At 68.9% G+C, this 16,202-nt stretch carries 18 protein-coding genes; 6 read left to right on the top strand and 12 right to left on the bottom strand.

Features of this window, described 5'->3' with window-relative positions; translation table 11 throughout:
* Positions 1-27 precede the first annotated feature (27 nt).
* Positions 28-900 carry a gamma-glutamyl-gamma-aminobutyrate hydrolase family protein gene (locus AVME950_RS23240; RefSeq protein WP_272566685.1) on the bottom strand — a complete coding sequence of 291 codons (873 nt, stop codon included), beginning with the start codon at positions 898-900 and terminating at the stop codon, positions 28-30.
* A 290-nt stretch (positions 901-1,190) separates the two neighbouring features.
* On the opposite strand from AVME950_RS23240, the gene AVME950_RS23235 reads away from it, so the two are divergent.
* Positions 1,191-1,538, top strand: coding sequence for an HPF/RaiA family ribosome-associated protein (locus tag AVME950_RS23235; protein WP_272566686.1), 348 nt, complete (start codon positions 1,191-1,193; stop codon positions 1,536-1,538).
* 78 nt (positions 1,539-1,616) lie between these two features.
* Here the strand turns inward: AVME950_RS23235 and AVME950_RS23230 are convergent, their stop codons facing one another.
* The 3 genes from AVME950_RS23230 to AVME950_RS23220 all read right to left on the bottom strand — a co-directional run bounded on the left by AVME950_RS23230 (position 1,617) and on the right by AVME950_RS23220 (position 4,684).
* Positions 1,617-2,552 carry a TIGR03915 family putative DNA repair protein gene (locus AVME950_RS23230; protein WP_284431615.1) on the bottom strand — a complete coding sequence of 312 codons (936 nt, stop codon included), beginning with the start codon at positions 2,550-2,552 and terminating at the stop codon, positions 1,617-1,619.
* On the bottom strand, positions 2,552-3,871 hold the full coding sequence (locus tag AVME950_RS23225) for a putative DNA modification/repair radical SAM protein (RefSeq protein WP_284431614.1): 1,320 nt from the start codon (positions 3,869-3,871) through the stop codon (positions 2,552-2,554). The genes AVME950_RS23230 and AVME950_RS23225 overlap by 1 nt, the downstream gene beginning before the upstream one ends.
* Before the next feature lie 138 nt (positions 3,872-4,009).
* Positions 4,010-4,684: a TetR/AcrR family transcriptional regulator gene (locus AVME950_RS23220; protein WP_284431613.1), complete on the bottom strand. Its 675-nt coding sequence runs from the start codon at positions 4,682-4,684 to the stop codon at positions 4,010-4,012.
* A gap of 88 nt (positions 4,685-4,772) precedes the next feature.
* On the opposite strand from AVME950_RS23220, the gene AVME950_RS23215 reads away from it, so the two are divergent.
* A complete protein-coding gene (locus AVME950_RS23215) occupies positions 4,773-5,186 on the top strand; it encodes a VOC family protein (RefSeq protein ID WP_284431612.1) in 414 nt (137 codons plus the stop codon).
* Positions 5,187-5,208: 22 nt separating this feature from the next.
* Positions 5,209-5,616, top strand: a complete 408-nt coding sequence (locus AVME950_RS23210) for a YciI family protein (protein ID WP_284431611.1) — start codon at positions 5,209-5,211, stop codon at positions 5,614-5,616.
* 33 nt (positions 5,617-5,649) lie between these two features.
* Here AVME950_RS23210 and AVME950_RS23205 read toward each other — a convergent pair whose 3' ends face one another.
* From AVME950_RS23205 to tkt, 7 genes are all read right to left on the bottom strand, one after another.
* Positions 5,650-6,207 (bottom strand): DUF924 family protein, encoded by a 558-nt coding sequence (locus tag AVME950_RS23205; RefSeq protein ID WP_284431610.1) that lies wholly within the window; start codon positions 6,205-6,207, stop codon positions 5,650-5,652.
* A gap of 114 nt (positions 6,208-6,321) precedes the next feature.
* A complete protein-coding gene (locus AVME950_RS23200) occupies positions 6,322-7,224 on the bottom strand; it encodes an OmpA family protein (RefSeq protein WP_284401668.1) in 903 nt (300 codons plus the stop codon).
* A gap of 96 nt (positions 7,225-7,320) precedes the next feature.
* Positions 7,321-7,791 carry a DUF4398 domain-containing protein gene (locus tag AVME950_RS23195; protein WP_284431609.1) on the bottom strand — a complete coding sequence of 157 codons (471 nt, stop codon included), beginning with the start codon at positions 7,789-7,791 and terminating at the stop codon, positions 7,321-7,323.
* A gap of 320 nt (positions 7,792-8,111) precedes the next feature.
* Positions 8,112-9,113 (bottom strand): type I glyceraldehyde-3-phosphate dehydrogenase, encoded by a 1,002-nt coding sequence (gene gap / locus AVME950_RS23190; protein ID WP_272550521.1) that lies wholly within the window; start codon positions 9,111-9,113, stop codon positions 8,112-8,114.
* 52 nt (positions 9,114-9,165) lie between these two features.
* Positions 9,166-9,960 (bottom strand): hypothetical protein, encoded by a 795-nt coding sequence (locus AVME950_RS23185; protein ID WP_284431608.1) that lies wholly within the window; start codon positions 9,958-9,960, stop codon positions 9,166-9,168.
* A gap of 14 nt (positions 9,961-9,974) precedes the next feature.
* Complete coding sequence (locus tag AVME950_RS23180) at positions 9,975-10,409, bottom strand: hypothetical protein (protein ID WP_284431607.1); 435 nt, start codon at positions 10,407-10,409, stop codon at positions 9,975-9,977.
* 127 nt (positions 10,410-10,536) lie between these two features.
* Positions 10,537-12,591, bottom strand: a complete 2,055-nt coding sequence (gene tkt / locus AVME950_RS23175) for a transketolase (RefSeq protein ID WP_284431606.1) — start codon at positions 12,589-12,591, stop codon at positions 10,537-10,539.
* A 104-nt stretch (positions 12,592-12,695) separates the two neighbouring features.
* Here tkt and speD point away from each other — a divergent pair, with 104 nt between their 5' ends.
* Positions 12,696-13,088 (top strand): adenosylmethionine decarboxylase, encoded by a 393-nt coding sequence (speD, locus tag AVME950_RS23170; RefSeq protein ID WP_284407352.1) that lies wholly within the window; start codon positions 12,696-12,698, stop codon positions 13,086-13,088.
* A complete protein-coding gene (locus AVME950_RS23165; RefSeq protein WP_284431605.1) occupies positions 13,085-13,870 on the top strand; it encodes a nucleotidyltransferase family protein in 786 nt (261 codons plus the stop codon). The genes speD and AVME950_RS23165 overlap by 4 nt, the downstream gene beginning before the upstream one ends.
* A 33-nt stretch (positions 13,871-13,903) precedes the next feature.
* Here the strand turns inward: AVME950_RS23165 and AVME950_RS23160 are convergent, their stop codons facing one another.
* Positions 13,904-14,653, bottom strand: a complete 750-nt coding sequence (locus AVME950_RS23160; RefSeq protein WP_284431604.1) for a hypothetical protein — start codon at positions 14,651-14,653, stop codon at positions 13,904-13,906.
* Positions 14,654-14,796: 143 nt separating this feature from the next.
* Here AVME950_RS23160 and AVME950_RS23155 point away from each other — a divergent pair, with 143 nt between their 5' ends.
* On the top strand, positions 14,797-16,188 hold the full coding sequence (locus AVME950_RS23155; RefSeq protein WP_284431603.1) for an aminopeptidase P N-terminal domain-containing protein: 1,392 nt from the start codon (positions 14,797-14,799) through the stop codon (positions 16,186-16,188).
* Positions 16,189-16,202 lie beyond the last annotated feature (14 nt).

Here is a 16,202-nt window from a genome sequence, read left to right as displayed (position 1 = left end):
AGGTACGGTTGAGGTAGCGCGCGCCCCTCAGCGGCGCAGCAAAAGGGCCTGCCGCAGCAGTCGGGCGGCACGATCCCGGATCTGGAAGGGGCTGTGGCCCGGCAATGGACGCACTTTGGAGCGCGAACAGGCCGCCAGGAAGTCCTCCAGAATGGGCGCGTCGTCCATGGTCTGCGACGAGCCGGGCTTGAAGAATTCCGGGTGCCACTGGGTGGCGGCGATGTACCCGCGCCCACGCTGCGGGCGCCGCCGGATCGCCTCCGGCACGCCGTCGGGATGGCTCCAGGCCTCGATCTCGAAGCCCGGTGCGAGGTTCTTGATGCCCTGGTGGTGGATGCTGTTGACCACCACGCGCTGCTGGCTTGGGTACATCTGCGACAGCCGGGTACCGGGCACCAGCTCCACCTCGTGGAAATGCTGGTCGTAGGTCACCGCATTGCGGTGCTGCTGGGCGCCGGGGTGCTGGGTTTCGATGTCCTGGTAGAGCGTGCCGCCGAAGGCCACGTTGATCAGCTGCAACCCCCGGCACACGCCGAAGATGGGCTTGCCGGCCTGCTCGAAGGCTTCGACCACGGCCAGGTCGTACAGGTCGCGGATGCGGTCGCCCAGCCAGGCGTCCTTGAGCGGGACCTCGCCGTAGGTGCCGGGCCACACGTCGGACCCGCCGTGCATCACCACGCCATCGAGCCAGTCCGCGTAGTGCGCCAGGGTGACGTCGCCGCGCGCGGTCTCGCCGGTGGGGCAGGGCACCATCACCACCATCGCGCCGGCGGACATGATCCAGTGGGCGATCGACTGCTCCACGTACTGCAGCGTCTTGTTGGTGAACAGCGAGCGGGCGGGGTCCGCGTGGGAGAAGCAGGCGGACAGGCCGATCTTGAGGCGCTTGGAAGTGGACATGCTCAGCGGTCCGCGAAGGAGAATCGGCGGCGAATGGATGCGCCGCAGGTCAGGGCAAAAGGCATCCGAACGTTGTAACACCCGCCCCCGGCACCGGCTGTAGGAACCGGCCGCTCCCGCCGTGGGCGCCTGCCCGACAGCCCGGCGGCGCCGCGCGCTGCGGTGGCCCGGCGCTGCGATGTGCGACGATGCCCCCGGGTGGTGGCCGGAACGCGGCATCCACGCGCCGGTCCCGCCCTTTCGTCTTGCCCGGCCCCTGCCGGGCGCCATTGGAAAAAAGGAGCAACGCTATGCAAGTACAGGTGCACACCGACGACTACATCCAGGGCGGCGAATCGCTGGCCCAGTGGATCCATGACGAGACCAACAGCCGGCTTGCACGCTTTCGCGACCACCTGACCCGCGTGGAGGTCTTCCTGTCCGATGTGGATGCCGGCAAGTCCGGCGCGGCCGACAAGCGCTGCGTGGTGGAAGCCCGCGCGGCGGGTCGCCCACCCGTCGCCGCCAGCGCCGATGCGGACAAGCTGGCCGATGCCTTCACCAGCGCGGTTGAAAAGGCGGCCCGCGCCCTCGACACCGACCTGGGCCGCCTCAAGGACCGCCACGGCCGCGAGACCATCCGCACCGCGACCGAGTGAGTCCGGCAGGGCCGGGCCTGCGCGGGCCCCGGCCCTCCGGGCATCGAACCGCCACGGCCCCGCTTTCGCGGGGCTTTTTTATTCCGCAGGCCTGGCGGCGGCGCGGCCGGGGCCTGCAGCGATGCGCCGGCGCGGTACGGTGCCAGGCGCCTCCACCATGCGCGTGCTGCGGGCCTGCGCCGTCTGTGCGAGTTCGCCGATCAGCGTGGCCTCGGGCAGGTTCTTCCAGTAGCGCGTGGGCATCTCCTTGCGCATCATGTCCAGCTTCAGGCGCGCGGGGTTGAAGATGTTCCGGTAGTAGGTGAGCCACAGCGCCTCGCCCGCATCCGGTGGCGGCGCGTCGCTGCGCTGCGCCGCCGGGCCCCGGTGCAGCCGCTGGCCGTCCCAGTGCACGCTGGCGTCCGGCGTGAGGATGGCCCAGCGCATCTGGGTGAAGCGGCGCGCGAAGAACGGCGCGTTGGCCTCGGTGATCCAGTGGTCCGGCTCGAACCAGGCGATGTGCAGCGTGCCGCCGTCGGGCTCGGGCACGGGCCGGAACCGCACGAAGGCGCGCATCTTGTGCATGTCGCGCTTCACGGCGCGGTCCAGGTGCTGCAGCCGCAGGCGGTCGGGGTCCAGCGGGTCGTGGCGCAGGCCCGGCTCCTGCGCGAGCCGCCACAGCAGCCGGTACATCAGCGCGAAGCGGCCGGGGTCGCGGTGCAGCACCACGCGCTCGCACCGCTGTAGGAACTCGCGTGGCACCCGCAGCGGGGAGGCGGGCGGCGGTGCATCGGGCGAAAGGGGTGCGCCCGGAGGGCGCGCGGCATCGTCCGCTGTCGCCGGGCCGGCCTCTCCGGGCCCCTCGGCGAACAGGTCGCCCGCCGCGTCCGCGGCCGTGAACCATTGCACCTGCTGCGGCGGGTGGCCGCCTTGCAGCAGCGTGCGCGCCGCCGCGCGAAAGCCCGCCCAGTCGGTGGCGTGGCCCAGGGTCACGGTGGTGACCGCACCGGTGGTTGTGGTGGTGGCGTCGTCCATCAGCCGAACAGCGAGGCCTGCACGGGCGGCGCGGGGGCGGCGGGGGCGCCCGCCAGCGGGACCGGCCGTGCCGGCGTGGCGAAGAACGCCTGCAGGTGCACCGAATCGAGCAGGCGCCCCGGCCGATGGTCCACCGTCTCGACGAACGGCAGCACCTTCTTGAGCGGCACGCGCAGGCGCGACAGGTCGGCATGCCGCACGCGCCGCACCCGGCGCGAGGCCAGCAGCCGGTCCACCGAGCCCACGCCCAGGCCGGGCACGCGCAGCAGCATCTCGCGCGGGGCGGTGTTGAGGTTGACGGGGAAGCGCTCCGGGTGCGCGATGGCCCAGGCGAGCTTGGGGTCCATGTCCAGCGACAGCATGCCGCCCTGGCGCGCGGGCACGATCTCCTCGTGCGCGAAGCCGTAAAAGCGCATCAGCCAGTCGGCCTGGTACAGCCGGTGCTCGCGCACCATGGGCGGGGCGGCCAGCGGCAGCGCGCGCGAGGCGTCCGGAATGGGGCTGAAGGCCGAGTAGTACACGCGCCGAAGGCGAAAGCCACCGTACAGCTGGGCGCTCGTGGCCAGGATGGTGCGGTCGTCCGCCGCATCCGCGCCCACGATCATCTGCGTGCTCTGGCCCCCCGGGGCGAAATGCGGCGCGGCGGCCCGCCGCGTGCGGCCGGGCAGCGAGACGACCTGCGCGGCGCCCTGCTGCTCGCGCCGGGCCTGCCGGGCATCGGCGATGTGTCCGGCCATGCGCGCCATCGAGCGGCGGATGGCGGCGCCGTCCTTCTCGGGCGCCAGCGCCGCCAGGCCCTGCGTTGTGGGCAGCTCCACGTTGATGCTCAGGCGGTCGGCGTAGCGGCCGGCGCGCTGCATCAGCTCCGGCGAGGCATCGGGAATGGTCTTGAGGTGGATGTAGCCGCGAAAGTCGTGCTCCTCGCGCAGCACGCGGGCCACCTCCACCACCAGCTCCATGGTGTAGTCGGGGCTCTGGATGATGCCGCTGGACAGGAACAGCCCCTCGATGCAGTTGCGCCGGTAGAAGTCGAGCGTGAGGTCCACCACCTCCTGCACCGTGAACCGCGCGCGCTGCACGTTGCTGCTCACGCGGTTCACGCAGTACAGGCAGTCGTACAGGCAGAAGTTTGTGAGCAAGATCTTGAGCAGCGAGATGCAGCGCCCGTCCGGCGCGTAGCTGTGGCAGATGCCCGAGCCCTCGGTGGAGCCGATGCCGCGCCCACCCACGGAGTTGCGTGGCGCCGCGCCGCTGGAGGCGCACGAGGCGTCGTACTTGGCGGCGTCGGCGAGGATGGCGAGTTTGGCGTCGAGAATCACTGTATGAATTTACAGTGATGTGCGGCGGGCCGCAATGAAAATCTGCTGTGCTACTAAAAATGTAGCACGATGCCCTAGCAACATATGCGCTGGAGGCCGATCGGGCCATGATCCCTGCAGGCTGGAAAGGCCTGCCGATCACAGGCCTTTTTCCACCATGTCCAGGAGCCGCTGGGCCATCCGGTCCATCTGCGGCCCCACCGCGCGGCCCAGGGGGCCGTCGATCACCAGCAGGGCCAGGCCGTGCACCGCCGACCAGGCCAGGAACTCCGCCCCGGGCCGCCGCTCGGCGGGCAGCACGCCGGCCGCCACCATGCGGTCCAGCGTGGCGCCCAGCAGCTGGAAGGGGTCGAGCCCGGCCGCGCCGCCCTTGTCGGCATGGTGCGGCGTTTCGGGGCCGATGTCGCCCGAAGCGGCGAAGGCGGCATGGAACAGGCCCATCTCCTCGCGCGCGAAGCGCAGGTAGCCGGTGCCCACCGCGCGCAGGCTGCGCCGGGCCTGATCGGGCGGCGCCAGGCCGGCGGGGATGGCGGCCAGCTCGGCTTCCATGGCCCGCGCCACGCGGGCCAGCGCGACGGCGCGCACGGCCTCCAGCAGGTCCTGGCGATTGGCGAAGTGGCGGTAGGCCGCGTTGGGCGCCACGCCCGACCGGCGCGTGGCCTCGCGCAGCACCACGGCCTGCGGGCCGCCCTCGCGCGCCAGCGCCACGCCCGCGTCCAGCAGGGCGCGGCGCAAATCCCCGTGGCGGTAGGTCTGGCGCTGCGGCATGGCGTTAGGGGGCGGGTTCGGGGCCTGCGGGGCGGGTTCGATCATGCGGGTTTGTCGATGTGGACGCTGTCCATTGTGTCTGCTAAGGTTTTTGAACGGCGTACACAAGCCCCGTCCTTTTTTGGAGATGTCCATGGCCACCCAGATGTTCGTGAACCTGCCCATCCAGGACCTGCCCCGGTCCGTCGCGTTCTTCACCGCGCTGGGTTTTCGCTTCGACCCGCGATTCACCGACGACAAGGCCACCTGCATGATCGTGGGCGAGCACAGCTTCGTCATGCTGCTCACGCAGCCGTTCTTCCAGACCTTCACCGACAAACCCGTGAGCGACGCGCATCGCTCCACCGAAGTGTTGATCTGCCTGTCGCGCGACAGCCGGGCGGCCGTGGACGAGATCGTGCGCCAGGCGGTCGCCGCCGGCGGCAAGGCGCCGCGCGCGGCGCAGGACCACGGCTTCATGTACCAGCACGGCTTCGAAGACCCGGACGGGCACCTGTGGGAGGTCATGTTCATGGAGCCCGGCGCCATTCCCCCCACCGAGTCCTGACCCCTGCCCCGGAGGCCCCGCCATGCGATTCATGCTCTTGATGATTCCCCACGGCTACGAATCCGCCGCGCCCGGCACCGTGCCCGAGGCCGATGCCGTCGCGGCCATGATGGCCTACAACGAAAGCCTGCAGGCCGCCGGCGTGCTGCGGTCGCTGGAAGGCCTGCACCCGCCGTCGGCGGGCGTGCGCATCACCTTCAAAGGCGGCGCCCCCCAGGTGCAGCCCGGGCCCTTTCCCGGCGTGGCCGAGGTGCTGGGCGGGTTCTGGATCATCGAGGTGGCCTCCCGGGAGGACGCGATCGCCTGGGCCTCGCGCTGCCCGGCGTCGGACAACGAAACCATCGAGGTGCGGCAGATCCAGGAGCTGTCGGACTTCCCGCCCGATGTGCAGGAGGCCGCCAAGGGCTTCACCGAAATGCAGGGGCGCTGAGGGGCGCAGAGGCGTGCCCCGCAACAGCGCCCCTCAGAACGCGCTGCCGGGCTCCTGCAGGAAGGCCGTCTCCTGCGGCGTCGAAGGGCGGCCCAGCACGGCGTTGCGGTGCGGAAAGCGGCCGAAGCGCGCCACGATGTCCCGGTGCCGCACCGCGAAGTCGAGGTTGTTGGCGTTGTCGAGCTGCGTGAACAGCGCGACCGATCGCGCCTGCACCGCAGCGGACTCGCTGTGCATGTAAGGCATGTAGAGAAACGCGCACCACGCGGGCGGCAAGGCGGCGTCGGCCTGGGCCGCCATCGCCTCCTGCGCGAGCACCAGGGCCATGCCGTCGTGCGCGAACGCCTGGGCGCTGTCGCGGTGCAGGTTGCGGGAGAACTGGTCCAGCACGATCACCTCCGCCAGCCGGCCCTGCGGCGTGGCGCGCCAGTCCCACAGCTCGGCTTGCGCCGCCTCGTGGTGCAGGCGGGCGAAGCGGTCGCGGATGGCGGCGTCGAACGCTGCGTCCTTGGCGAACCATTGCTGGGGCGTGGTTTCCTCGAACCAGAAGGTCAGCACATGGCGTGCGGCATCGGGCAAGTCGGGGTGCATGGCGGATCGGATCCAGAAAGGGTGGGAGACGAAAGAAAGCCGCCGTGCCCGGCAGATGCAGGGAAACGGCGGCGGTCGGTGCGGGCGGTGTCCCGCCCGCGGATCGGTCGGACTTTAACGGCCCTTGAGGTTGCCCTGTGCGTCGGCGATCACGATCTCGACGCGGCGGTTCATGGCACGGCCTTCGGGCGAGCCGTTCTCGGCCACGGGGTAGGACTTGCCGTAGCCGCGTGCCGTGATGCGGCTGGTGTCCACGCCGCGCTGCACCAGCGCGTCACGCACGGCCTGGGCGCGGCGCTCCGACAGTTCCTGGTTGTAGCTGTCCGAGCCCACGCTGTCGGTGTAGCCCTCGATCAGCAGCTTGCGCTCGGGGAACTGCTTGAGGAAGTTGGCCAGCTTGTCCAGGCGCGGACCGGCCTGGGCCGACAGGTCGGCCTTGTTGAAGGCGAACAGCACATCGCCCAGCGTGACCAGCAGGCCGCGCTCGGTCTGCTGGCCTTCGATCTCGCGCAGCTGCGCTTCGAGCTGGCGCACGCGGTCCTGCGCGGCCCGGGCTTGCGCCTGCTGCTGCGCGGCGAGCTGCTCGGCTGTCATGGCTCGGGCCTGGGCGACCTGCGCATTGCGGGCCGAGGCTTCGGCCTCGCGGGTGCGCGCTTCCAGGCGCAGGCGGTCGGTCTCGCTGCCGGCCTGCTTGATCTCGGCGTCCAGGCGGCGGGCCTGGGCCGTGTTGGTGGCGATGGCGGCGCGCTGCGTGGCCAGGTAGGCCAGGTGGTTGGCTTCGGACTCGTCCTTCTCGTCGCGCAGCACATGGTCGGCGCGGGCCAGCGTGTCGGTGGCGGCCTTCAGTTCAAGCTGGGCGTATTGGTTCACAGCCGGATCGGTGGCGGCGCGGTTCACGGCGGAGCGGGCCTGCTCCACGGCCGGCAGGGGGCCCGGCGACGCGCAGGCGGCCAGCAGACCGGCGGCGAGCAGGGCAGCGGCCAGGGTGGAGGTTCGGCGGAGGTTGGATGACTGCATGGTGGTGTCCTTCAAATCGGGGGGTGGGCGGCCGCGCCGCGGTGGCGCGTGGGTGTCGGCGGCCGGTCAGGGAGGCGGGCCCGAAGGCCCGGCGCCTCAGCGGGCCGGAGGCATGGCACCGGGCATGGGTGCTGGCATGGGGGCGGCCATGGGCACTGGCGCGGGAGGGGGCGGCGGCATGGCACCGGGGACGGGCGGCGCGCGGCGGGTGATTTCGTCCTGCAGCGACTGGATGCTGGTCTTGACCTGCTGCAGCGTGGCGGCGTTGTCCGTGGCTTCGGCCTTCGTCTCGGCCACGCGGGCGTCGGCTTCCGCTTCGGCGGCCAGGCGGCGCGCCCGCGTGTAGTCCTTGCTGTCCAGGGCCTGCTGGGCCTGGGTCCACTTGTCACGGGCGCTCTGCAGTTCCACGGGGGCGTTGGCGGCCACCTTGGGCGCGGTGGTCGCGCGGTCCACGGCAGTGCGGCTCACGGCCATCTGCTCGGTGGGCTTGGGGGTGGAGGAGCAGGCGGCAAGCGCGCCCAGCGCCAGCACGGCAGTGGCAGTTCGGATCAAGGTGAAGGTCGGCATGGTGTTTTTCTCCGGACAGGGATGGAATGGCGCTTTGGGGCGGGTCCCGGTGACGGGAGCCCCTGGCGACAGGGTTCCGATTGTTCGGGCTGGGCCTGCCACTCGGCGTAGGCCCATCGCAGCAGGCCGCGTGGGCAATGTCCGACGAAACGTGAGCAATGCATCCGAAAGCAACGGTTGCGAGCGCGTTCCTGCGGATGCCATTCATATTCATGCCGATGGGCGGAGGCGAAGCGGCCAATGGCGGCACAAACCATTCGCCCAAAGAAAAACGCGCCCGAAGGCGCGTTCCGATGGTCCGGCGAGCGGGCGCTGCTGTCTCAGCGGGAAGACACCACGCGCACCATGTCCAGGCACTTGTTGGAGTAGCCCCATTCGTTGTCGTACCAGGACACGATCTTCACGAAGGTGTCGTCGAGGGCGATGCCGGCATCGGCATCGAACACGCTGGTGCAGCTCTCGCCGCGGAAGTCGGTCGCCACCACCTTGTCTTCGGTGTAGCCCAGGATGCCCTTGAGCGCGCCTTCCGACTGCGACTTCATTTCAGCGCAGATCTCGGCGTACGTGGCGGGCTTTTCCAGCTCGACGGTCAGGTCCACCACCGACACGTCGGAGGTGGGCACGCGGAACGACATGCCGGTCAGCTTCTTGTTGAGCGCCGGGATCACCACGCCCACGGCCTTGGCGGCGCCGGTGGAACTGGGGATGATGTTTTCCAGGATGCCGCGGCCACCGCGCCAGTCCTTGTTGGACGGGCCGTCCACGGTCTTTTGCGTCGCGGTGGCGGCGTGCACGGTGGTCATCAGGCCGCGCTTGATGCCCCACTTGTCGTTCAGCACCTTGGCCACGGGGGCCAGGCAGTTGGTGGTGCACGAGGCGTTGGAGATGATGGGCTGGCCGGCGTAGGAATTGCAGTTCACGCCATGCACGAACATCGGCGTGTCGTCCTTGGACGGTGCCGACAGGATGACCTTCTTCGCGCCCGCGTCGATGTGCTTTTGCGCCGTTTCCTTGGTCAGGAACAGGCCCGTGGCCTCGATCACGACGTCCGCGCCGACCTCGTTCCACTTGAGCTGCGCCGGGTCGCGTTCCTGCGTGAGGCGGATCTTCTTGCCGTTGACGACCAGGGTGTTCCCCTCCACCGCGATGGTGCCCTTGAAGCGGCCATGCACCGAGTCGTACTGGAGCATGTACGCCAGGTAGTCGGGCTCCAGCAGGTCGTTGATGCCAACGACCTCGATGTCGGAGAAGTTCTGCACGGCGGCGCGGAACACCATGCGGCCGATGCGGCCGAAGCCATTGATGCCAATCTTGATCGTCATGGAACTATCCTCAGTAAAAAGAAAAGATTGATAAAAAGCCCTTGAATGAACCTCAAGAGCTACCCAGTACGTTGTTCATGAAAAGCTCGCCCTTTCTCGCCGGGAGAATGCTTTTCAGAAAATCGGGCACCCGGGGCGTCAGGCCGCCGCACTCGTTGATGCACGCCGTGTCGGTCATCGCCGAGGTGTCCGGGCTGAGCATGGGCTTGAAGCCCCTGTTCTTGTTGGCGCCCACGGCCCCGTTGCGATCCCAGATGGCCAAAGCCGTGGCTTTGGAGACGGGTTTGGCCATGGCGATCACCTGCGATTTGGTCACGGTGCCGACCGCGATGTGAAAGCCGATCAGGTTGGAAACCAGGTCTTCCTGGCTGAACCCGCTGTCCGTGATGAATTTGGGAAAGTATTCCTGGTAATTTTCGAATTCCAGGCTGACTTCCATGAAGATCGCCAATGCCACGGATTTCTTTTCGTCGGTGGACAGGTGGTGGCGAACGATGTATTCCCGCGATACGCCTGTCGACAGGTTGGCGCCGAACACGCGCTTGCCCATGTCCTGCTTGTACGTCAGCTTGAAGCCAGTGGAAGACTGGTCGGGAAATTTCGCCGCAGGATAGACATTCGAAAGCGCCGGCAGCGTGCAGATCTGCCGAAGGGTGCCCATGCAGTGCCGCACATCGGGACCTCCCGCGTTGATTTCTTTCCAAAGCGCGGAAGCTCCCGTGTGCGCACGGGTGGATTTGGGATCCATATGGCCCAGATCCAGCCAGCCCAGATGGCAGGTGTATACGAGGCCATAGGCTTTCGCCGCGGCTTCGCTCCCGTCCACAATATCTTCGCGCTTGCTCATTCGTCTCCAGCGGATTAATAGTTTTCCAGGAAATCGAGAGTGACTTCTTTGCAACCGCCTGCGTCGGTGATGAATAGGTCAACCGATAAGAAATCCTGCTGCGCGCAAACGAGCGCCAAATGATTTTTGTTGCCCACGCTCTGGATTTCGTCTTTCACTTTGCATGATTTTTTATCGAAAGCGCTTCGATACGATTGCACTAAATCAGCCGAGCTCTTCAGACTGCCGTAGGTGACTGACGAATAAGGGCTGCTCTCGCCGTCACGGCCCTTCCACCGGTATCTCGGTTTTTGGCATTCGTCCAGAATCTCCACCGATCGAAGGTATTCGGGCGCGCCAAGGCGGTACACGAAAGAACCTCGATCCACCCCGCTGGACTCGAACAATTCACCCGCCATGAAAAGCCCAGCCGCGCCGCAAAGCAGCAGGCCACCTGCAACGGCAGCCATGATTTTGGTAGCTCTGGACGCGCTCTTCATTCCGGCAGGTGGTTCCTGATGTTTTCAAGCGCGGCGGGAGTTTTCTGCCAATCTGGAGCAGGTCGGCAGAATCCCCCATCGCGCAGGGTTGGATCGATCAACGTTTGCGCAGCACCGCCTGCACCGTATCGGCCACGTTCTCTTCCGTGAAGCCGAAGTGCTTGAACAGCACCGGCGCCGGGGCCGATTCGCCGAAGGTGTCGATGCCGACCACGGCGGCGCAGCCGTATTTCCACCAGCCGTCGGTCACGCCCATCTCCACCGCGATGCGGGGGATGCCGGCGGGCAGCACGGATTGCTTGTACTTGGTGTCTTCACGGTCGAAGGTCGTCGTGCTGGGCATGGACACCACGCGCACGGCGATCTTGCGCGTGGCAAGCAGTTGCTGCGCCTTGAGCGCCAGTTGCACTTCCGAACCCGTGGCGATGATGACGGCCTGTGCCTTCTTCTTGATGCCCACGTCGGCCGGCTCGGACAGCACGTACGCGCCGCGGCTGATGTCGCCCAGGTCGCGCTTGGGGGCATAGGCGATGTTCTGGCGCGACAGCAGCAGGGCCGTGGGCTGGGTGCGGTTGGACAGGGCCACGCTCCAGGCGACGGCGGTTTCGGTCGTATCGCCCGGGCGCCACACGTCCAGGTTCGGGATGAGGCGCAGGCTGGCGGCGTGCTCGATCGACTGGTGGGTCGGGCCGTCTTCGCCCAGGCCGATGGAGTCGTGGGTGAACACGTGCACCACGCGAAGCTTCATCAGCGCGGCCATGCGGATGGCGTTGCGGCTGTAGTCGCTGAACGTGAGGAAGGTGCCGCCGTAGGGGATGAAGCCGCCGTGCAGGGCGATGCCGTTCATGATCGCGGCCATGCCGAATTCGCGCACGCCGTAGTTGATGTGGCGCCCGCCGACGCGCACCGTCTCGGCGCCCACGTTCACTTCCACCTGCTGCACGTCGCCGTGTTCGTCGAAGCGCAGGGCCGGCGTGCTCTTGGTGTTGGTGAGGTTGGAGCCGGTCAGGTCGGCGCTGCCGCCCAGCAGCTCGGGCAGTTGCGCGGTGAAGGCTTCCAGGGCCAGCTGGCTGGCCTTGCGGCTGGCCACGGTTTCGCCCTTGGTGTGCATGCCGACCACGGTGTCCACGGCGGTCTGCGCGAAGTGCTTGGGCAGGTCGCCGGCCATGCGGCGGGTGAACTCGGCGGCCAGTTCGGGGAAGGCGGCGGCATAGGCGTCGAAGCGCTGCTGCCATTCGGCTTCGGCCTGGGCGCCGGTGTCCTTGGCGCTCCAGTCGGCATAGACCTCGGCCGGGATCTCGAAGGGCACGTGGCTCCAGCCGATGGCGTTGCGCGTGAGCGTGATCTCGTCGGCGCCAAGGGGTTCGCCGTGGGCCTTGGAGGTGTTCGCGCGGTTGGGCGATCCCTTGCCGATGGCGGTCTTGCAGACGATGAGCGTGGGCTTGTCGGTGGAGGTCTTGGCGCTTTGCACCGCGGCCGCCACGGCCTCGACGTCGTGGCCGTCCACGGGGCCGATCACGTTCCAGCCGCAGGCGCGCAGGCGGGCCGGGGTGTCGTCCACGAACCAGGGGGCGACCTGGCCGTCGATGCTGATGCCGTTGTCGTCATACAGCGCGATCAGCTTGTTGAGCTTCCAGGCGCCTGCCAGCGACAGCGCTTCCTGGCTGATGCCTTCCATCAGGCAGCCATCGCCCAGGAAGACGTAGGTGTGGTGGTCCACCACGGCATGGCCGTCGCGGTTGAATTCCTTGGCGAGCAGCTTCTCGGCCAGCGCGAAGCCCACGGCGTTGGTGATGCCCTGGCCCAGGGGGCCGGTGGTCGTCTCGACGCCGGGCGTGATGCCGTATTCGGGGTGGCCGGCCGTCTTGCTGTGCAGCTGGCGGAAGTTCTTCAGCTCCTGGATGGGCAGGTCGTAGCCCGTGAGGTGCAGCAGCGCGTACAGCAGCATGGAGCCGTGGCCGTTGGACAGCACGAAGCGGTCGCGGTCCAGCCAGTGCGGGTTGGTGGGGTTGTGCCGCAGATGGCGGCCCCACAGCGCGACGGCCATGTCGGCCATGCCCATCGGGGCGCCGGGGTGGCCGGAATTGGCCTGTTGAACTGCATCCATTGCGAGTGCGCGGATCGCATTCGCCATTTGTTGAGAATTGGCCATCAGGGGCGGCTCCGGAAGGGGGCGGTGGGGGGAAAACCCGGCATTTTACCGGGGCGGCCCCCGGGGCTCCGTCCCCGGGCCCCGATGCACTACAGTGCAGCCCCATGCAAGGCCTGCACCTCACCGCCGATCTCCAGCAATGCCGCTGCGCGCCGCACTGGCTGACCGATGCTGCCGCGCTGGGCCGCGCCTGCGCCGGCGCCGTGCAGGCGGCCGGGCTGCAGGCCGTGGGGCAGCTGTTCCACACCTTCCCGGCCACCGCGCAGGGGCCGGGCGGCGTGACGGCAACGCTGCTGCTGGCCGAGTCGCACCTTTGCGTGCACACCTGGCCCGAACTGGGCGCCGTCACGCTGGATGTGTACGTGTGCAATTTCGGCGGCGACCATTCGGCCAAGGCCGAGTCGCTGATGGCCGCGCTGCTGGCCTTGTTCGAACCGGCACGGGCGCAGCGGCATGCGCTGCAGCGCGGTGCGGTGGCCCAGGGCGTTGCGGCATGACCGCGGCCGTGCAGACCCCATTGCCGGTCCAGGGAGGCGCGCAGATTCCCGCCATGGTGCTGGCCGCCGGCCGCGGCGAGCGCATGCGCCCGCTGACCGATGCGTGCCCGAAGCCGCTGCTGGCGGTGCAGGGCGTGCCGCTGCTGGAGTGGCACCTGCGTGCGCTGGCCCAGGCGGGCGTGCCACGCGCCGTCATCAACACGGCGTGGCTGGGCGAGCAGATCAGCGAGCGGTTTGGGGGGCATTTCGGCCTCCAGGGCAATGAATCCGCCGGCAGCCTGCTATCGATTTCATACTCGCACGAAGGCCGCGACTTCGGTGGTGCGCTGGAGACCGCCGGCGGCATCGCGCGGGCGCTGCCGCAGTTGGGGCCCGTCTTCTGGCTGGCGGCGGGCGATGTGTTCGCGCCCGATTTCGTGTTCGCGACCGATGCCGCGCAGCGCTTTGCCGCCAGCACCGCGCTGGCCCATCTGTGGCTGGTGCCCAACCCGGAGCACCACCCGCGCGGGGACTTCGGCCGGTCGGACGCCGGCTTGGCGCTGAACCTGCCGGCCGACAGCACCGCGCCGCGCTACACCTACAGCACCCTCGCACTGCTGCGGGCGGAGTTGTTCGGCGCGCCCTGGTGCGATGTGCCCGCCGGCAATCCGACGGGGATCAGCGCCGCGCTGGCACCGCTGCTGCGCCGGGCCATGGATGCGGGCCGCGTCACCGCATCGCTTTACACCGGCCGCTGGACCGATGTGGGCACGCCGCAGCGGCTGGCGCAGCTCAACCGCTGAGGGGTCGGGGCGGCCTTTTTCGGCGCGTTGCGATCACTGGGCCGGTGCGGTGCCGCCGTTTGCGGGCTGCACGGCAATGGGTGGCGCCGCCTCGCAGTTGCGGAACAGCCATTGGCTGGGCAGAAAGCGCGCGGCAGGGCCGTCCGGTGGCGGCTTGCCCACCTCCGCCGGCACGTCGTAGGGAATGTGCGGCACCTGAAACACGGCCATCTGGCCCTTCTTGCAGGCCAGCGCGGGCACCAGCTTGTTGACCACCCAGCCCTGGCTGGACGCGTCGTAGCGGTAGAGCGGGCCGATGCGCTGGTCCTGCGCCAGCTCCACGCGCAGCGGGTTGACCTGCAGCGCGCTGGCCCACACCCCGGCCACCAGCACCGGCTGCGAAAACCGCACCGCTTCCAGCCCATGCAGCGCCACGGGGCGCGACGGCTCGCCCTTGTCGAACGGGTCCTGGCGGTTGACCAGGCTGCCGGCCGGGATCAGCAACTCGCCGTACTGGAAATCCTGCGCCAGCGCGAAGCGCTCGCGGCTGGCGCGGTACACGGCGCCGTCCTTCCATTCCTGCCGCTCGCTGTGCGACAGGTACAGGCGCAGCCCCAGCCATGCGTTGCACAGCAGCGCCACGCCGCACAGCACCAGCAGGGCCCGGCGCGACAGCACCAGCTTTTGCGGCACATCGACCCACAGGGCATAGGCGCCGTAGCCCAGCAGGGCCACCGTCAACCCCAGGCCCAGCAGCGGCAGGAAGGTCGTCAAAATGAACTGCAGCGGGGCGAAACCGGACATGCGCGATCCAGGAGAGGGGGAGCCCGCCATTCTCGAACGCTTTGTGGGCACCGCCGGGGCGGTGCGTGCCTGCAGTGATTCGAAATGTAATTTGCCCGGTGGAATTGCAAATGCTCCCCAGCCGATGCCCTGAGAATGCCTGCATGAGCCCACAGAACTCCCTCTATGCCCAGCGCCGCGCCCGCCTTGCTTCGATGCTCGGCGAAGGCGGCATCGCCATCGTGCCCACCGCCCCGGAGCGCCCGCGCAACCGCGACAGCGACTTCCTGTACCGGCACGACAGCTATTTTTACTATCTCACCGGCTTCACCGAGCCGGGCGCCTGCCTGGTGATCACGGCGCAGGGCCAGAGCACGCTGTTTTGCCAGCCCAAGGACCTGGGGCGCGAGATCTGGGACGGCTACCGCCTGGGCCCCGAGGCCGCCGTGGGCACGCTGGGCGTGGACGCCGCGCACTCGGCCGCCGTGCTGGAGTCGCAACTGCCCCGCCTGCTCGAAAACCGCACCCGGGTCTGGTACCCATTCGCCATCCACACCGGCCTGGCCGCGCGCGTGGAGGGCTGGCTGAACCAGGTGCGCGCACGGGTGCGCTACGGCGCGCTGTGCCCGGCGCAGCAGGACGACCTGTGCACGTTGCTCGACGAAATGCGGCTGGTGAAGGACGCGCACGAGCAGGACACCATGCGCCGCGCTTCGGCCATCAGCGCCCAGGCCCACATCCGCGCCATGCAGCGGAGCGCGCGCATGCTGCGCGCGGGCGAGGACGTGCGGGAGTACCACCTGGACGCCGAACTGCTGCATGCCTTCCGCGAAGCCGGCTCGCAGTGCCCGGCCTACAACTCCATCGTCGCCGCCGGCGCCAATGCCTGCGTGCTGCACTACCGCGCCGACGCCGCCCCGGTGCGCGATGGCGAACTGGTGCTGATCGATGCGGGCTGCGAACTCGACGGCTACGCCAGCGACATCACGCGCACCTTTCCTGCCAGCGGCCGCTTCACCGGGCCGCAGCGCGCGCTGTACGACCTGGTGCTGGCAAGCCAAGACGCGGCCATCGCGGCGACGAAGGCCGGCGCCCGCTTCAACGACCCGCACGACGCCACGGTGGCCGTGCTGGCGCAGGGCATGCTGGACCTGGGCCTGCTCGACAGGAACACGGTGGGCACGGCGCAGGACGTGATCGACAGCCGCGCCTACTTCCAGTTCTACATGCACCGCACCGGCCACTGGCTGGGCATGGACGTGCACGACTGCGGCAGCTACGTGGAGCCGTCCGAGGTCGGGCAGGTCAGCGAACGCAAGGACCCGCTCTCGGGTGAGACCATCGCCAACCGCCCCAGCCGCATCCTGCGTCCCGGCATGGTGCTGACGATCGAGCCGGGCCTGTACGTGCGCCCGGCCCCGGGCGTGCCCGAGGCCTTCCATCATCTGGGCATCCGCATCGAGGACGACGCCATCGTCACCGACGGCGGCTGCGAGCTGATCACGCGCGGCGTGCCGGTGAAGGCGGACGAGATCGAGGCGTTGATGCGGGGCTGACGCCCCTCACCCCG

This window comes from Acidovorax sp. SUPP950 (assembly GCF_030158935.1).
GTDB lineage: Bacteria > Pseudomonadota > Gammaproteobacteria > Burkholderiales > Burkholderiaceae_C > Paracidovorax.
The sequence above is the reverse complement of the archived record's forward strand: the minus strand, read 5'-3'. Positions and strand labels throughout refer to the sequence as shown.

Coding starts and splice junctions, on each gene's coding strand:
- AVME950_RS23240 (WP_272566685.1), bottom strand. CDS start 900: ATGTCCACTTCCAAGCGCCTCAAGATCGGCCTGTCCGCCTGCTTCTCC.
- AVME950_RS23235 (WP_272566686.1), top strand. CDS start 1,191: ATGCAAGTACAGGTGCACACCGACGACTACATCCAGGGCGGCGAATCG.
- AVME950_RS23230 (WP_284431615.1), bottom strand. CDS start 2,552: ATGGACGACGCCACCACCACAACCACCGGTGCGGTCACCACCGTGACC.
- AVME950_RS23220 (WP_284431613.1), bottom strand. CDS start 4,684: ATGATCGAACCCGCCCCGCAGGCCCCGAACCCGCCCCCTAACGCCATG.
- AVME950_RS23215 (WP_284431612.1), top strand. CDS start 4,773: ATGGCCACCCAGATGTTCGTGAACCTGCCCATCCAGGACCTGCCCCGG.
- AVME950_RS23210 (WP_284431611.1), top strand. CDS start 5,209: ATGCGATTCATGCTCTTGATGATTCCCCACGGCTACGAATCCGCCGCG.
- AVME950_RS23205 (WP_284431610.1), bottom strand. CDS start 6,207: ATGCACCCCGACTTGCCCGATGCCGCACGCCATGTGCTGACCTTCTGG.
- AVME950_RS23200 (WP_284401668.1), bottom strand. CDS start 7,224: ATGCAGTCATCCAACCTCCGCCGAACCTCCACCCTGGCCGCTGCCCTG.
- AVME950_RS23195 (WP_284431609.1), bottom strand. CDS start 7,791: ATGCCGACCTTCACCTTGATCCGAACTGCCACTGCCGTGCTGGCGCTG.
- gap (WP_272550521.1), bottom strand. CDS start 9,113: ATGACGATCAAGATTGGCATCAATGGCTTCGGCCGCATCGGCCGCATG.
- AVME950_RS23185 (WP_284431608.1), bottom strand. CDS start 9,960: ATGAGCAAGCGCGAAGATATTGTGGACGGGAGCGAAGCCGCGGCGAAA.
- AVME950_RS23180 (WP_284431607.1), bottom strand. CDS start 10,409: ATGGCTGCCGTTGCAGGTGGCCTGCTGCTTTGCGGCGCGGCTGGGCTT.
- tkt (WP_284431606.1), bottom strand. CDS start 12,591: ATGGCCAATTCTCAACAAATGGCGAATGCGATCCGCGCACTCGCAATG.
- speD (WP_284407352.1), top strand. CDS start 12,696: ATGCAAGGCCTGCACCTCACCGCCGATCTCCAGCAATGCCGCTGCGCG.
- AVME950_RS23165 (WP_284431605.1), top strand. CDS start 13,085: ATGACCGCGGCCGTGCAGACCCCATTGCCGGTCCAGGGAGGCGCGCAG.
- AVME950_RS23160 (WP_284431604.1), bottom strand. CDS start 14,653: ATGTCCGGTTTCGCCCCGCTGCAGTTCATTTTGACGACCTTCCTGCCG.
- AVME950_RS23155 (WP_284431603.1), top strand. CDS start 14,797: ATGAGCCCACAGAACTCCCTCTATGCCCAGCGCCGCGCCCGCCTTGCT.